Annotated in this window: 16 protein-coding genes; all 16 read right to left on the bottom strand. The window is 36.9% G+C overall.

The window, feature by feature from the left end:
* Positions 1 to 79: 79 nt before the first annotated feature.
* Entirely contained in the window at positions 80 to 2,266 is a 2,187-nt protein-coding gene (locus SCSC_RS05930) for a CD1107 family mobile element protein (RefSeq protein ID WP_002989351.1), read from the bottom strand.
* Positions 2,244 to 2,480 carry a hypothetical protein gene (locus tag SCSC_RS05935; protein WP_000711923.1) on the bottom strand — a complete coding sequence of 79 codons (237 nt, stop codon included), beginning with the start codon at positions 2,478 to 2,480 and terminating at the stop codon, positions 2,244 to 2,246. Before SCSC_RS05935 ends, SCSC_RS05930 begins: the two co-directional genes overlap by 23 nt.
* A gap of 12 nt (positions 2,481 to 2,492) precedes the next feature.
* Positions 2,493 to 4,625: a CHAP domain-containing protein gene (locus SCSC_RS05940; protein WP_006269601.1), complete on the bottom strand. Its 2,133-nt coding sequence runs from the start codon at positions 4,623 to 4,625 to the stop codon at positions 2,493 to 2,495.
* Between the two features lie 4 nt (positions 4,626 to 4,629).
* Positions 4,630 to 7,059, bottom strand: coding sequence for a VirB4-like conjugal transfer ATPase, CD1110 family (locus SCSC_RS05945; RefSeq protein WP_006269596.1), 2,430 nt, complete (start codon positions 7,057 to 7,059; stop codon positions 4,630 to 4,632).
* Positions 6,971 to 7,360 carry a PrgI family protein gene (locus SCSC_RS05950; protein ID WP_000332198.1) on the bottom strand — a complete coding sequence of 130 codons (390 nt, stop codon included), beginning with the start codon at positions 7,358 to 7,360 and terminating at the stop codon, positions 6,971 to 6,973. Before SCSC_RS05950 ends, SCSC_RS05945 begins: the two co-directional genes overlap by 89 nt.
* A gap of 3 nt (positions 7,361 to 7,363) precedes the next feature.
* Positions 7,364 to 7,627: a hypothetical protein gene (locus SCSC_RS05955; protein ID WP_002989333.1), complete on the bottom strand. Its 264-nt coding sequence runs from the start codon at positions 7,625 to 7,627 to the stop codon at positions 7,364 to 7,366.
* 17 nt (positions 7,628 to 7,644) lie between these two features.
* Complete coding sequence (locus SCSC_RS05960; RefSeq protein WP_000466901.1) at positions 7,645 to 8,508, bottom strand: VirB6/TrbL-like conjugal transfer protein, CD1112 family; 864 nt, start codon at positions 8,506 to 8,508, stop codon at positions 7,645 to 7,647.
* 19 nt (positions 8,509 to 8,527) lie between these two features.
* Positions 8,528 to 8,743 (bottom strand): Maff2 family mobile element protein, encoded by a 216-nt coding sequence (locus tag SCSC_RS05965; RefSeq protein WP_000394208.1) that lies wholly within the window; start codon positions 8,741 to 8,743, stop codon positions 8,528 to 8,530.
* Between the two features lie 3 nt (positions 8,744 to 8,746).
* Positions 8,747 to 9,058 (bottom strand): single-stranded DNA-binding protein, encoded by a 312-nt coding sequence (locus SCSC_RS05970; RefSeq protein ID WP_000807042.1) that lies wholly within the window; start codon positions 9,056 to 9,058, stop codon positions 8,747 to 8,749.
* Between the two features lie 165 nt (positions 9,059 to 9,223).
* Entirely contained in the window at positions 9,224 to 11,008 is a 1,785-nt protein-coding gene (locus SCSC_RS05975) for a VirD4-like conjugal transfer protein, CD1115 family (RefSeq protein ID WP_002989328.1), read from the bottom strand.
* Positions 11,005 to 11,490: a PcfB family protein gene (locus tag SCSC_RS05980; RefSeq protein ID WP_002989326.1), complete on the bottom strand. Its 486-nt coding sequence runs from the start codon at positions 11,488 to 11,490 to the stop codon at positions 11,005 to 11,007. The genes SCSC_RS05975 and SCSC_RS05980 overlap by 4 nt, the downstream gene beginning before the upstream one ends.
* Positions 11,487 to 12,338: an ATP-binding protein gene (locus tag SCSC_RS05985; protein ID WP_002989323.1), complete on the bottom strand. Its 852-nt coding sequence runs from the start codon at positions 12,336 to 12,338 to the stop codon at positions 11,487 to 11,489. The genes SCSC_RS05980 and SCSC_RS05985 overlap by 4 nt, the downstream gene beginning before the upstream one ends.
* Positions 12,335 to 13,105 (bottom strand): replication initiator protein A, encoded by a 771-nt coding sequence (locus SCSC_RS05990; RefSeq protein WP_002989320.1) that lies wholly within the window; start codon positions 13,103 to 13,105, stop codon positions 12,335 to 12,337. The genes SCSC_RS05985 and SCSC_RS05990 overlap by 4 nt, the downstream gene beginning before the upstream one ends.
* Before the next feature lie 90 nt (positions 13,106 to 13,195).
* Positions 13,196 to 13,477, bottom strand: coding sequence for a CD1845 family protein (locus SCSC_RS05995; RefSeq protein WP_001267198.1), 282 nt, complete (start codon positions 13,475 to 13,477; stop codon positions 13,196 to 13,198).
* 164 nt (positions 13,478 to 13,641) lie between these two features.
* A complete protein-coding gene (gene rlmD, locus SCSC_RS06000; RefSeq protein ID WP_022524495.1) occupies positions 13,642 to 15,000 on the bottom strand; it encodes a 23S rRNA (uracil(1939)-C(5))-methyltransferase RlmD in 1,359 nt (452 codons plus the stop codon).
* A gap of 73 nt (positions 15,001 to 15,073) precedes the next feature.
* Positions 15,074 to 16,408 carry an LCP family protein gene (locus tag SCSC_RS06005; RefSeq protein ID WP_006269688.1) on the bottom strand — a complete coding sequence of 445 codons (1,335 nt, stop codon included), beginning with the start codon at positions 16,406 to 16,408 and terminating at the stop codon, positions 15,074 to 15,076.
* Positions 16,409 to 16,412 lie beyond the last annotated feature (4 nt).

Consider the following 16,412-nt stretch of genomic DNA (forward strand, 5'->3'; position numbering starts at 1 on the left):
TTTCAAAATAATAGGGCGGAAGATGTTACTCTCCCGCCCTGTCTTTTGCACCAAATATTGTATAGTTTTGGGTGCAAATTTATTCCAATTCATCTTCTTTATCTTCTGTTTCTGTTTCATCTACTTCATTTTCACTTTCTTCTGCCTCTGAAAAGAAATCATCATCTTCCTCCTCAAAGCCTTCAAGCTCCTTATCTTCTTTTTTCTTAACGACCTTGAAATAATATCCTGCACCTAATGCTCCTGCTACTACAAGAATGAGAATTAAGTAGGTTCCCATATTGCTGCTTTCTTCTTTTTTTACTGGCTTAGGTTCTTCTTTTTCAGGTTCTTCCTTTGTAATTTCCTGTTTTGGAGCTTCTTTCTTTTCAACCATATTAAGAAGATCATCTTCGGATACTTCTGTTAGGAGCATGACATTTTCGCTATCCTCATCGTGATTGATGATTAAATGAAAGGTCTTGCCATTCTTAGTAGTAAAGGTAACAAACTGTCTTGCATCCGCTGAATACATATCCGTTTCTTTATTATCTTTACTGTCATTATGGTGTATTGGATAATCCTTGTTCGCATTATCCTTATTTTCCGTAACAGTTCCTCTTGCCTTTGATGGTGCTGACGCAACTCCTTTATTGGTATTTACATTCTTACTTGAACCATCCATAGAGGAATCCTGACTGCTGTTATTGGCAGGCTGTTTCGGTGTCAGCTTATTGGGATAACGAACTTCTTTTTCTTTGTCATTATTCTTACCAATATTTGTGTCCTTTGTAATCTTTCCTGTATTATCCTGTGATGATGAGCCTTTACCCGTATCACTTACAGATGTTTGAGGAAAGTTTCCTGTTCCTGTTTTCATTCCGGAGATAGGGCTGATTGGTGTTACAGTAGGATTATGCGTAACTGTAGCCTTGCCAACCTCATTCGTCTTTTTCTCAAGCTCCTTAATTTTCTCAGTTAGCTTCTCAATCTCCTTTTTAATATCCGCCGATAAATCCTTATCGTCTTTGCCCTTTTCAAGTTTTTCCTTCAGCTTATCTATTTTTTCCTCAAGGTCTTTGATTTTCTCCTTTTGCTTGTCGCTTAATTTATCCTTGTCCTTAATCTCCTGATTTAGCTTATCAAGTTTTTCCTGAAGTTCCTTAGATTCCTTTTCCATTTTGGAAATGTCATCTTTGCTAAGCTCTGTTTGAATTCCCTTATCTTCAGTTTTTGGCTTTTCTGTCTGCGTCTGAGCATTACTTTCTAACTTCTTTACAATTCGGATAATACTATCGCTTCCATCACCTTTTACTGTGTAGCTTACAAAATCGTCATTAAAACTCATATTATCCGGAAGCATTTCAAGATCAGACGCATCAATCATCTGATTTTTGTCAAAGGAAGCTGAATACTCCTTATATACATTTCCGTCCTGATATTGATATTTGATCTTTACTTCACTTTTTGTCTGACTTTCCTCATCCTTAGTATCCTTATTGTCTGTTTGAGCTGACGCATTCGCTACCCTCTTATATAAATCCTCTAAAGGTAATTCAAGGTAGGGTACACCAGTATGAAATCTATTCCATGTTTCAATAATCAGCTTGTCCTTAACAATCTTAATTTCTTTTACATTGTTGATATTGGGATTTGCTTCTTTTACTCTGCCAATAATAGAATTCTTTGTTTCCTCTTTAAACTCTCCCTCATAGTCAACAGTTACTTTCTCAATATTTCTATTTAACTGTAGAACAGGGCAGGTATAGACAATGACATTTGCTTTCTTTCCTTTTACGGTTCGTTCTTCTGCATTTTCTGTAATATCTCCAATATAGTAATTATCCTTATCTCTTGGAGAAACGATACTTGTAAAAGCACCTGTCCCTATATTATGAATTCGATAATATGGATAGGGTTTCTTTGTCATATATCTTAGATCATCTAACTGATTTACCTTGTCCATATTCTCATTGGTAAAGGTTTCATTATACTTATCGACAACTACACCGCCCTTTTCTTCAAAGGATTTTGATAAGGAAAATTTAAAGTTCAATGGCTGACCTTCCTTATTTCCTTTTCCGAGATGATAAAATCCTCTAAAGGTGTCATCTGAAGTATGATCCTCAAATTTCAGTTCATAATATGTTTCATATTTTTCAGGCGGTTCATTTGATGCAAATACTGTCTTTGCACCAACTTTTAACACCCCTAAAACTCCACCCATTAGCAGGGTAAAAGCTACAACAATGGCTGTAATTCTTTTATTTTTCAAACTGGTTTTCATTTGTTTTCTCCTTTTTCACTTCTGCTTTTTCTCTGTTTACTTTTGCCATTAAATCACTGATTGTAATGTTGTTCTTTCTGCAAATGGCAATAATTTCTTCGTTTTCAAGTTCTTCCTCACGAATGAACAAAGGCTCCAATTCTTCATCAATCAGAGCCTTTTTATCTTTTAATTTCTTTATTCTGTTTTTTACTGCTGTAAGTTCTTTTTTCAAATTGTGTCCTCCTTATCTGTTTACATTTGGCGGAAAGCCGAAGCCTACTGGATGATGCTGACAAAAAGATGCTATCCAATCATCTAAAGTTGTTACTCTGATTCGACCGATATTATCTATTACTTTGCCATCGCCTATATAAATGCCTACATGACCATAAGTAAGTCCTGCTGTACTTCCGCTGCTACTACTTTCCACCGCAACAAGCATTCCCACCTTGAGTTTTGATTTGTCCGATGTAAAGGTGTAGTTTCGATACATATCACAGGCATTTCCGCCAATATATCCAAGTCCTGCATTTTGATAGACCTGTGATACCCACATGGCACACCAGCCTGCCCCCGGAGATGGCGTAATGTATGCAGCATTTACAATCTTCTTTTGAACTTCCGTAGAAGCCTCATACTCTTTTCCGCCTCCGATACCTCCATTGGAAGCAATAAGGTCGCTATTACCAAAGGCTTCTCCCATATTGCCTTGAGCAAGGAATAGGGCTTCATAGTGCTTCAGATTGTCAGGATAGTTTGCAAAAACCTTTCTGATAATGCTATCCATCTCTTTTTTATGAAGCGTTACAATCAGTTTCTTGTACTCGTAAGGTTCTTCATGGCTTTCGGTATATTCATTTCCATCTTCATCGGTATAAGTTTCTGTAACTGTCCTATATCTGATTTCCACTTCTTCCTTATACTCAAGGTCATACATGGACTTAAAAAGCTCATTTAATACGGAGCTTACTTCCGATGCATTCTTTACTTCCCCGCACCTTGATGTAATGTAGGATAAAAGCTCGTGGACATTATGACCGATGTACTCTGTGTTATTTAGGATGTACTCATCATATCCGGGATAATTTTCTTCTACATTGTCAACCTCACTTTGAAGCTCCTTTTCCATCTCCGAAAAATTCTCATTGATTTCACTTAGGACATTTGGCTTTGACAAATAGCTTGTTGTAAGAACAGAACTTGTGGAGTTCATAAAGCCTGTCATTCCTGTTCCTGCAAAGTTGATAAAGAAAGTTCCCAAAATAATAAGACCTATGAAAATAATCATAAGTCCCTTCGCTTTTCTTAATATAACTTCCTTTGAACTTTTAAGACTTCCTATAAGCCCTTCCTTAATGCGATCTCTAAGCCTTGACTTATTCTTCCTTTTAATGGAATCTTTCATCTGCTTTCGCTTCTGAAATCGCTTAAAGTTATTTGCTTTTTGATACTCCTGTGTCTTTTTCAGCTCCTCTTTGGCATCTCGAAACTCAAGTTTGGATTTTCTCTTTCTGATTTTATAGTCCTTATTCGTAAGGTCATATCCTTTTTTTGCTTTTTTCTTATCCGAGTAGTTCTTAATGCCATGAATGAGCTTTGAGCTTGTATCTGCTGTCTTCTCTCCTGCCTCTACCCCTTGATTTTCATCGCTTCCATGAGATAGGTAATCTCTTACGGTTTCACTTCCTTTAGCAAGTCCTGATAAAGCGGACACTTTAGAAGTCTTATTCTTAAAGGCTCTTTCCTGTTCTTTAGAAAGCCTGTTTTTCTTTTCTCTATCAAGAATGGCTTCTTTTCCGCTTTTTTTACTATCCGCCTTTTCCTCTTTGGCTTCTTTATCCTTTTTTCTGGTATAGAGCTTATCAGAATAGTTTTTTCTCTTATAATTTTTCTTTTGAGCTTTTTGGCTTTTTGAAAAGCCTTTTGTATCTTCTACTTTATGTTGCAGATTATCCTCTACATCATAGGTTGACTCAAAATAGTCGCTGTCCCTAAAGTCATTGTCATATCTGTCTATGATTCCGTCATTGTCGAGGTCTTTTCCTAAAGGATCATAGATTTTTCCATCCTTAACCTCAGTATCATAATCCGCTTTCCCGATTTCTTCCTGACTTACACTTCCTGTTTCAGGACTTCTATACCTTGCATTTCTTTTAGAAGTTTTTCCGTTTAATTCAGTTTCTGCACTTCTCTTACTGACCTTTTCATGAACCTTATCTTGAAATCTGTCTTTGTCATGGACGATTTTCCCTCTGTAATCATCGTTATGCTTTAGCTTATTTTCTTCAGGCTCTATGCTGCTATTACTTTGCAGCCTTTCCTTTTCAATCCTTGCCCTTTGCCTTTCCTTAAAGTCCTTTTTCAGTTTCTTTCCCATAAGCCTACCTCACTTCTTCAGGCTTGGTTGTCATTTTCTGATAAAGGATTGTGTCTTTCGGGAATTTATCAAGGAAAGGGACAATGGTATTTCCAAAGAACAAAAGTCCTTCTCCTGCATTGGAATTGGTTACATATTTTAGCTGTGGCTGTGAGATTTTAAGTTTCCTTGCTAAAATCTCTCTATCTCCTGAAGCCTGATTAAGCATTAAAACAAAGTCCGTATTATCAAAGATATTTTCAATTTCCTTGCTCATAAGTAAGTCTTTGACATTTTGTGTAATGCCTGTCGGGATTCCTCCCCACTTACGAAATCTTTTCCAAATTTCTACGGAATAGGAAGCTGTCTGCTCATCTTTTAACAATAAGTGAAACTCGTCGATATAGTACCTTGTAGCCTTATTTCCTCTGTTTTGCGATACCTTATTCCACACCTGATCCTGAATAACAAGCATTCCGATTTTTTTAAGCTGTGAGCCTAACTCCTTAATATCAAAACAAAGTAGCTGCTTATTTAAGTCCACATTGGACTGATGGTTAAATACATTTAAGGATCCTGTTACATAAATCTCCATTTCCGTTGCCAGCTTTTTACCGACTTTTTCTTCCTGATTTTTGAGCATATCATACAGGTTTTGAAGAATCGGCATATTACAAGGCTTTGGATTTTCAAAATACTTTTCATAAATCTTAGGAAGGCATCTGTCTATAACCGACTTTTCTTCTGCTGTAAGACCACTACCGCCAACTACTAATTCAAGCATCGACATAATGAAGTTTGCTTTATCTTTCAGTGGTGCGTCCCCATCGCCATAGTTCATATTTATATCTAAAGGATTAAGGTAGTCTTTTGACTTACTGCTGACCTTTATTACTTCTCCTTTAAACTGACGAACAAGGTTTCCGTACTCGCCTTCCGGATCGCAGATAATAACGTCATCATCCGTTGTAAGAATGGCATTTGCCATTTCTCTTTTTGCACTAAAGGATTTACCACTTCCCGGAGTTCCGAGAATTAAACCGTTCGGGTTTTTCAATTTCTTTCTATCAGCCATAATCAGGTTATGGCTTAGGGCATTTAGTCCATAATACAAACTGTTCGCCGAATTTATGAAAAGCTCCTCTGTGGTAAAAGGCATAAATACTGCCGTAGATGATGAGGTTAGTCCTCTGTCAATTTCAATCTTATTTACCCCAAGTGGAAGTACACTGATTAAGCCCTGCTCCTGTGAGTGATCAAGTCTTTTTAACTTGCAATTATGCTTATTGGCAATGGAGCTGATTTGAGAAATGGTATTGTCCAGCCTTTGAATTGTCCTTGCAAAGTTCATAAAGATGATGGTTACGACAAACATACGCTCATCTCTTGTCTGAAGGTCTTTTAAGAGGCTTTTTACATCTTCCCCATAGGTGATTAAATCACTTGGAAGAATGTCCATATCATAACCGCTTCTTACAGCCTTTTTATTCTCCTCAATCTTCATCTTGTCAATATCGGTATTTTTTCTTTTTACCATCTTGATGGCTTCCGACTGTTCGATTGCCTTGATATGAAAAGAGATATTGATGTTATCGTCTATATCCAAAAACTCTGCAAGCATACGGTCTGAAAGCTCACTTGCAAGGATTTGAAAATGACTTGCTGCTCCGATAAATTTCCCAAACTTAAAATACCTTGACGGTGTAAAGTTAAATTCATCAGGAGCAATATATGTCTTTGTGCTTTCTTTCTTCTTTAAGTCCTTATATGAAAATTCAAAGGTCTTATTGGGATTTAAAACATCATGAAGTATCTTCAGCCTTTCTTCTCCGTTTAGACTTTCTGCTCTTACTCCCATACTTTTAAGACTTGATAATATATCTATCTCCAGTCTTTCAAGTTTTGATGTTGCCTGCTCTAAATTATCCGCTTCCACTGTAAAGGTTACATACTTTGATTTTTTCAGTCCGTTATTTCCCTTTACAATCTGGCTTTTCAGCATTTCTCTAAACTCAAGGCGAATATCGTCAAAACCGTCCTTTTTATCCGGTATTTGAATGGCTGATTTCATTTCTTCATTTCTGCCAAGCTGATTAATATATGAAAACTCTATGCTGACACTTGGATCAAAGGAATTAAGAAAATTTGCAAACTGATTAAAAATCAAATCTCTATCTTCTTCTAAGGCAAGCTGATAGTTTATATCCTCAAAGGCAATACTCTTATTAAAATGCTTTTCATCAATCTGACATATCCCGCTTTTTAAGAGTCTAAGATAGGGAATGGTATCTTCAACAGTGTATCTTTTCGGTTCTTTCCTAAAGATAAGGTCAAGTAATCCGCCCCTATCTTTTTTAGACTTTCCCTTATTTTGCTTTAAGTCCTGTTTTTGACTTCTTAACTTCTTTTGGTTTTGTTCTAACTTTAGCTGCTGAATTTTTCTTTTGTCTTTCAAGATAAACCTCCTTTCTCACTCTTTTTTGTGGCTGATAAAATTTGTGAAGGTAAATATACTTAAAATATTTCTCAAAGCTAAGTCCGTCCTTTTCAAAAAGAGTTATGAAAAATATAGGGAGAGTGGACACAATGAGAAAGATGACTGCTATATCATTTGGAACGACCTTTCGCATAAATAAATAGATTGGTATTCCAATAAGTCCTGCAATCGTAAAACCTATAAGCTGTCTTTTCGTCAAATTGAATGCAACCTTTGTTTTTACCTTCTTTAAGTCTTTTGGGATAGGTACATACGCCATAACTTACCTCCCATCTTCTTTTCCCTTTGAAAGCTCCTCTATATGCTCATATACGGAGCCGATTTCTTCCTGAATACTTGCAATCTGTTCATCTGTACTTCTGTTATATCTTTCCTGCATTAGACAAAAATCATTGTGGCAGCGACCGATGTCTTTTGTTCTTTCTTCCAAATCATTCTCTTTGATGTGAAGCCTGATTCTATCCATCACTGCCAAAATACCTGTTCCAACTGCTACCGCTATCAATACTGTTTTTCTTTTGTTCATCATATCTATCCTTTCTTTTAGTGTGCATTTAATACGCTTTTGGCCAGTGTTCCGCTCTTTAGCATCATTAACCCCAGCAAAACCGCATATCCAAGTATCGTAAAGGTACTTGTGTGTATATCTGTTATTTGTATTGTCTTAACTAATACTGCGTATATTCCAAGACAAACCATTAAAAAGAGTCCTTGTAATCCTATGGCAAATAAGCCTTTGATATAGTTTGTTCCGATTTGTCCCCACTCTTTGTTTCCCATTGTGGCAAAAGGAATGGCTGAAACGGATGAGTAAACATAAATCTCAAACATTCTGCCGTATACCACAAGCATAATCACAATGGAAATGACCTGTATTGCCACCTTTATGAGCGAGGTTTCAAAGAGTATCATGACAAGCTCTCCAAGACCTTTATCTTTTAAGCCTTCTACCATCGTTACAATCTGATCTCCAGAGATAACGGCAGAGGTGTTAATTACCCCTGCCGCTTTATTTACCATGTGCTGTGCCACATCAAAGACTGCCATAGAAAACTGAAAAGCATGGGACACTAACCATACGGCAATCCACATCTTTATGATGTATTTGAAAAATTCAAAGGTATCCGTATCGTGCATATTGTTCTTTTGCATAACCATATTGATAAGCTCGATACAAAGGACTGCCGTTATGATTAGCCCTGCAATGGGGATAATGACAGAGTCGTTAATGCTTTTGATAAAACTAAAAACCTGTCCATTCCACCCCATCGGTGTCTTTCCCACATCCGTTGCAATCGCACCAACTTTATCGTTGATGTCAAGAAACATGGACTCTAAGTTTGCTTGGATACCGCCCAGTAGAAGATCTTTGAAAAACTCCTCTATCTTGTCGAATATCCCAAACATTTAATTTCTCCTTTTCTTCTTACTTGAGTACATTTGCAAGAAGCGGAATCAGCTTTAATCCGATAAGGACAATACCGCCTCCTGCCATAAGCTGCTTAATGCCCTGAGATTTTGCACCCGGATTGTCATTACCATAACCTTCCATCAGGTTAATAACGCCCCATGCTCCAAGTCCTGCACCTACTGCCATAACTAAAATCTTTAATACATTTACTGCCTGTGTAAAAAATTCCATAATTTATTCCTCCTCGTTTTCTTCTTTCTTTTCAATTTTGTTGTATGACTTCACAACAAAGTTTTTGTAAGTCTTTCCATCTTTTTCACGCTTCTTAAAGTATCCAAAGATATGGATCAAATCACCTTTTTCAAAGGCTTTTGCTGTTTCTGACTTTTCACCATAGGCTGCACAATTGATATATTCCTTGCCTTTCCCATACTTTTTTACAAGCGTAAAGTTTACAACTTCAACCGTTTCTCCCTCTTTGTCAAAACTTGAAAAAGTTGGTTCTGCCAATAAGTTGGCATTGATGTTAATCATTTCTTGCTTCATTAAAAATTTCTCCTTTTCTTTTCAATAAAAAAAGCGATCGGAGTTTTTCTTTTCCAATCGCTGATACTCTTGCTATTTAGTTTTCCTTAGTGGGACTTCTTATCCTTACCATCTTTCCTCCTGATTTTGAGTAATAAAAAAGCAGCAAATCTATGTTCTTTAGACTTACTGCACTCTTGTAATAACCGTTTCTCTATTTAATTTTGCTTTCCCTTTTCTCTTGATATATTCCTCAATATCAAAGGCATTTTTCTTATTAAAATCTTCAAGTAACTTGTAATTCTTATGCTTTGTAATATCAAATTTATCTGATAAAAACGGTCTTACACCTCTAAGCTGAAAGATACATTTACTGCCATCCATAACCGTTATCTCATCTTGACTCATCAGCTCTTTTCCTGTCTTTTGGTAATTGAGTCCATAACTATTAGCATTGGAGCGTGTTTCAGAAGTGTTATATAGATCTATCGTTTCCTTTCCAAGCGTTTCTGATAGCTCTTTTAATGTGGTCTTTTCCTTTCCACCTAAAAACAATGTACTATCACAGTTGCCCACGATTGTGTCAGCATTATCCTTATATATCGCCTTTAACTGAGATTGTGCTTGCAAAATAATGCTTGCAGATATTTCTCTTGAACGGATTGTCGCTATTAACTTCTCAAACTTTGGAATTAAGCCGATATTTGCAAACTCATCAAGAAGGCATCTTACATGAACAGGTAATCTTCCTCCATACTCATCATCTGCCTTATCACAAAGTAGATTAAATAACTGTGAGTACATGATAGATACCACAAAGTTAAAAGTATCATCTGTATCAGATATAATGACAAAAAGTGCTGTCTTTCTATCTCCAAGAGTATCAAGCTCAAGTTCATCTTCTTTCATCAAGTCCCTAAGTTCCTGAATATCAAAAGGAGCAAGTCTTGCACCACATGAAATAAGAATAGACTTCGCCGTTTTTCCAGCAGCAAGTTTGTATTTCTTATATTGCTTTACCGCAAAGTGCGTAGGCTCTTTCTTTTCCAATGCTTCAAATAGTCTATCAATGGGATTCATATATGTTTCATCATCTTCCCTGACTTCTGAAGCATCTATCATATCCAGTAGTGTCGCAAAGTTCTTTTCTTCTCTTGGAGCTTCATAAAAAATATAACCTATCAAAGCCGTATAGTAGAGTTTCTCGGCTTTCACCCAAAAATCCTCACCTGCCTTTTCCCCTTCACCCTTAGTGTTTGCAATGATTGTCTGCACTAATTTGAGGATGTCTTTTTCACTTCTGAGATAGGCAAAGGGATTGTACTTCATACTCTTTTTGAAGTTGATGGTATTTAAGATTTTTATCTCATAGCCATTATCTTCAAGCATCTTGCCACACTCAATGACTATCGTTCCTTTAGGATCTGTAACACAATATGACGAGTGCATTTGCATTAGGTTTGGCTTTACATAAAATCTCGTCTTTCCGGAGCCAGAACCACCAATAACAAGTACATTCTTATTTCTTGCATACTTTGGATTTGCCGGTCTGCCATTCATGGTTAATCGCTCTGTTTGAGTAAGCAAGATATTGTTTTGGAACTTTTCATCCACATACGGCTCTATATCTTTTCTCGTTCCCCATCGGGCTGAACCATACTCTTTCCCCTGTCTGAACTTTTTTGCATTTTTACCTTTGGTATAGACAATAAATTTAATTAAAACTGCCACTCCCACGCCCATTAAAATATCTATTGGATGAATGCTCGGAATAAAGCTCATGGTATTAAGCTCTAATATTCCTTGAAATATTTTATCTATTACATCGCCACCTGTATAGGCTCTTACATGGTGAGAGAAGATGTTTCCAACATAGAAAAATGCAAGATAGGGAATATTCTGCTTGAAAAACTTTGACTTATCTTGCACCTTAAATAAGCCTTTGATGTCTTTTAGTATCTTATCTATCATAGGCTCTGCTCCTTTTGTTTATTCTTGACTTTATCTTTAGAAAGAGCGTTCTTTGCCATTTCCTTGAACTTCTCAATATTCTTGTGGATAGATTCTTTTCTTTCCGTTTTCTTTTCTGATTCCGAAAGAGCGTGTTTAAAGGCTTTATCCATGACTTTCATGTCTTTTGCCTGAAAGAATACGGAGTATTTACCGCTTTCTTTATCTTTCATCACCGAAAACTTTACCCCATACCGATTAAGTTCCTTTTTCAGTTCCTTCAGCTCTGCTTCTTCTACCGGAATTTCTTCAAGCTGTCCCTTTTTAACCATATCTTTTAGCTTTACTTCATTTCCGTTAGCATTAACCAGCTTTTCCAGTCCTCCAAGTTTTTCAGCCTCTTTCATCAGTTTCTTTAATAAGTTCAGAATTAGCTTTCCTGTTACTTTAGCAGCTTTCACTTCCATGTTAAGCGTTTTTCTTGCGATTTCTTCATTGATCAAGTTCTCTCACCTCCAGTCAGTAATCTTTCTTTATTCCTCTTTAATTTTTCTTCCTGAATAACTTTCCTGTAATCTTCTCCGAGTACCATCACAGGAATACACATCTCGATAATTCTTGAGTAAATTCTTTGGTATTCCACACTCTCCGTACAGTTTTCAATTTGGCTGTATGAAAGATTTGTGGTAAAGATTGTTGGCTTATGCTTTAAGTACCTGTTATTGACAATGTTATATACCTGCTCTTTGGCATAGCTTGTATCTCTTTCAATTCCTAAATCATCTAAGATGAGAACGGAAGTGTTTACAAGGGATTCGATATATGCGTTTTTATCAATGTCAAATCCTCCTTTTTGCAGTTCGTTGATTATCTGTGAAAAGTTTCTAATCTTAACGCTTATCTGATACTGTTCAATCAGTGCATTGGCAATAGAGCAGGCAAGATAGGTCTTTCCGCTTCCAACTGTTCCATAGAACAGAAGTCCGATATTTTCCTTTTTCATCAATTCATAATCTTTTACAAAATTCTTTGCGATGATAAGACTCTGATTTTCTTTTCCCTGATAGTTTTCAAAGGTATATGACCACTGAATAATAGATGTGAAGCAGATACTTTTTAATCTCTCGATTTCAAGCTGCTTTTGTCTTTCTTTTTCTTTTGCTTCTCTATCTCTATCGCATTTACAAGCTGTCTTAAATATCATCTGCTTTCCGAAAAATTCTAATGCTTTTCCATCTTTTCTTTCATGGCACACTTTACAGTAGGCGTGTCCGTCTTTGATGTATTCTTTTTCAGGATTGAAGCTGTATTCCACATCTTCTATCATCACTTTTTCTAATTCTTTAATCATAAATGTACTCCCTTGTTATATTCCTCCCATGTAGGGATATTGGTTTTTTTCTTACTTCCCTGATCTTTATAAAACCAAGAAAGGATTGTTGCTTTATGGTCTTTATATGTCTTTCCGGTACTTTGAAGATAGGTTGATAGTCTTTCAATGTAGTTATCAAGCTCTCCTGCCATTATTATTTGTAATTCTCCTATGTCTTCGTCCTTTAAAAAGACATTTTGAAATGTTCCAAGTCCGCTTTTCCCAAAACTATATTCTCTCTTACTATACTTACTCTTATTATTCTCTATATAGTTAGAGTCAACATTTTGAACTTCCTGAAGTTCATTTTCTTTACTTCTGAGGTTAAAATCTCTTACTTCTGAAGTTAAGTTTTTTGACTTCTGAAAGTCATTTTCTTTTACCGCTATTATGCTCATAAAATCTTTAACATAAATGACATTCGGCTTACCAAGTCCAAGCCTTACTCTTTCAATCAGTCCTATTCCTTTTTTGCTGTCTAACTCGTCCAATGTTTTTATGGCAGTAGGCTTTGAGATATTTCTTCTTCTCATAATTTCTTCAACAGTAAAATAGATAAATACTCTGCCTTCCTTGTCCACCCAGTTATTCTTAAAGGACATTCCTGTGCGTTTCAAAAGCATGGAGTATAGAATAATGGCTTCAGCAGACAGTCCCTTAAATTCTTCTCCGTCTACTAATATTTCAGGCACTTTCAGAAAGTTAAATCGCTCTGCTTCTCTGTTATAGAAATAGTCAAAGTCCATGCAAGATCACCTCCCTCCTTAAAAATTTGCAAAGAAAAAGACGATAGTTTTTTCATCTATCGCCTTTGGTAACCATTTTTATGAAATTTTTTAGATTGATTTTATTGCCTCATTGATACCTTGTAAAAAAGCTATAACAGTTGCACCAACCATCGGTATTCCGTATGGACTAACTAAGAATCCAATAATCAATGCTTCTATTCCGATGGTAACTTCTTTTTGCAGAAAAGATGCAATTGCTCCAAATATACAAAACATCATCAGCAAATATAGTAGGGCTGTTCCGATACCAAGTAGAAATGTCAGAAATGCTGTGAGGATACTTAACACCAAGCTAATTGGGAATAAGATTATTTTTATTATCCATCTCATAATTTCTTATTCCTCACTTTCAAAAACATTCTTTGTATCTCCACACACCATATCAATGCAAACATTCACATCCATATAATTTTTTAAGACTTTTTTTCGTCCTCCCTCTCCGTCTTCTACAAATACATAATGCTTGTAAAACTGCTTAAAATGCAGTATTTTCACTATTTCACTCTTTGTATCAACGCTATGCACTCCACATGATGCGTTTGAGGAAATAAGTCAACCGGCTGGACTTTCTTCAGTTTATAACCCAGTTCTTGGTAGAGCTTGATGTCACGCGCCATGGTTGCTGGGTTGCAGGATATGTAGATAATTTTCTTTGGTTCCATACTAACACTGGATTCGATGAAGCTTTCTGTCAAGCCTTTTCGTGGTGGATCAACCAGAATAACGTCTGGTTTAATGCCTTGCTTACTCCAGTTAGCCATAGCATTTTCTGCTGAATCACAAACATAATGGGTATTAGTAATGCCGTTGATTTCCGCATTCTTTTGGCTATTTTCGACAGCTTCTGGAATCACTTCTACACCATAGACCTGCTTGACCTGCTTAGCGACTGACAGACCGATAGTCCCGATGCCTGAGTAAGCGTCAAGCACCACATCATCTGCTGCCAGCTCGGAAAAGTCAATAGCTGTCTGATAAAGTTTTTCTGCCATCTCAGTATTAACTTGGTAAAAGGCTGGCGCAGCAATCTGGAAGTCATTATTCAGCATGCGGTCTGTGATATAGTCTCGACCGTGAAGCGTTTGCCAGTCTTTTCCAAAAATAGTATTGGTATTCTGATCATTGATATTCTGCATGATGGACTCGATAGCTGGAAAGGCCTCTACCAAACGCTCAATCAGCTGCTCCACTCGGAAAATCTTGGACCTGGTTGTCACCAAAATCACCATGATTTCACCAGAATAATGGCCACGGCGAACAACTAGATTGCGAATGAGACCAGTCTTTTCCTGCTCATCGTAAGGTTTAAGGTCAAAGCGACGGAGCAAGTCACGTGTAAAGAGGATAACTTGGTCAATGACTGGATCCTGAATATAGAAATCTTCAATCGGCAGGAGGTCATGGGAATTTTTGCGGAAAAATCCTGTTTCCAGCTGGCCATTGACACGGCGGACAGGCACTTGAGCCTTATTGCGGTAGCCCAGCGGCTGCTCCATACCAAGTGTCGGCGACACTTCAACATTGGACAAACCAGCAATCTTATAGAGACTGTCTTTGACTTGCTTGCGTTTGAAGGCCAGCTGGGATGGATAGCTCAGATGTCCCAAGTCCGCAATTCCCGTACGCAGATAAGCCATATCAAGATTCTCATTACGCTGGTCTGAAGTGCGAAGAAACTCCTCTACTTTACCAAAGCCGATTTTTTTATTGACCTTGAGAACCCGCATAAGGATTTTTTCACTTGGTAAGGCATTTTCTACAAAGAAAACCAACCCTTCTGCCTTAGCTATTCCTGCACCATCATGACTCAAATCTACAATTTCAACTTCTATCACATCATTCTTTTTTAACATATTTTCTCTTTCTATCTGCTCTGCCATTTCCCAAAAAAAGAAAGCGACAAAATTATCACTTTCTATTATATCATTATCTGAGTCCAAGTTTTGCTAATTTAGTCTTATAAGCTTCAAAATCAACAAGCAATCCTTGACCACCATACATATCATAAGCATCTATCCAATCACCATTTTTAGGAATAGTCATCTTTTCAACACCATTACGAGCATTGGTAAGAGAAGATAAGCCATGTGTTAGTAAAAAGCTATAGGGAATATTTGTCGAAGTTAACGCAAAGACTTTTCCAAGTGCTTCAGATCCTGTAAACAGTTTCGTTGGGTCTTTTATTTGCTGAATAATCGCACTCATCACCTCTTGCTGGCGACGTGTACGTCCAAAATCTCCCTCATCATCTTTACGGAAACGCGCATAATTCAAAAGCGTACGACCGTCCATTCGTTGTTTGCCAACCTTAATCGTCTGCTCTGGAACCACGCCGTCTTTCATATTAAGATCATCCGGCACCTGAACTTCACTCACTTTTTCGCCATTGATAGTTGAAAAGTTCGCATTCATTTCAACACCATTTGGAAAAAGTGTATCAATCGCTGTTGCAAAGGTCGAAAAATCAACCAAGGCATAATATTTAATGTCAATATCAAAGTTATCTTTTAACACTTGGCGTACTAATTCAGCGCCTTGATTCTTATTTTGCTCTCCAATGGCATACGCTACATTTAACTTTTGATCATAACCCGATCCTTGGCTGACTTCATCAATGTGAACGAGCGTGTCCCTCATGAAACTGACGAGTTTCATTTTTTTATTTTTTCCACCGACATTTAAGACCATGATCGAATCTGTCCGCGTTTCAGAAGAAGATTGCCCAATTCGTCCATCTGTACCCAAAATAAGTATATTCACGCCGTCTTTTGTATCTTTCCCATGAAAAATCTCTGTTTGAGCAGCTTTTGCATTTGGATTGCTTTTAGAGGTGTTCAAACCTTTTATAAACATAAAAAGCATCCCTCCAATAATCAACACCACAAAAAGTGCTAACCAACCTAGAATCCGCTTCACACGTAATTTTCTATGTCGTTTTTCCTTTTTAGGCTTGGGCAGATTTTCTACATTTTCGGTTGTATAGTTTGGTATGCGCTCAATTTTAGATCGTTTACTACGGCGACTTCTTTCTGGATATTGAGGTAATCCTTGTTCAGTATAGCCAAAATTCTCAGGAACCTGTTGGTCAGAAAAGTTACTTCTCACTGCTCGAGCTGGCTCTATTGTTTGTTTTCCTTCTTGCTTGCTAAGAAGATATTGATACTCTTTTTTCTCACGTTCATTTAAATAATGGATATTTTTGTAAAGATAGTCCAGTCTCAACTGCTCATGGTGGCTGAGATTATCAGATTTTTTACCCATGATT

It is taken from the genome of Streptococcus constellatus subsp. constellatus (assembly GCF_023167545.1).
Taxonomy (GTDB): Bacteria; Bacillota; Bacilli; order Lactobacillales; family Streptococcaceae; genus Streptococcus; species Streptococcus constellatus.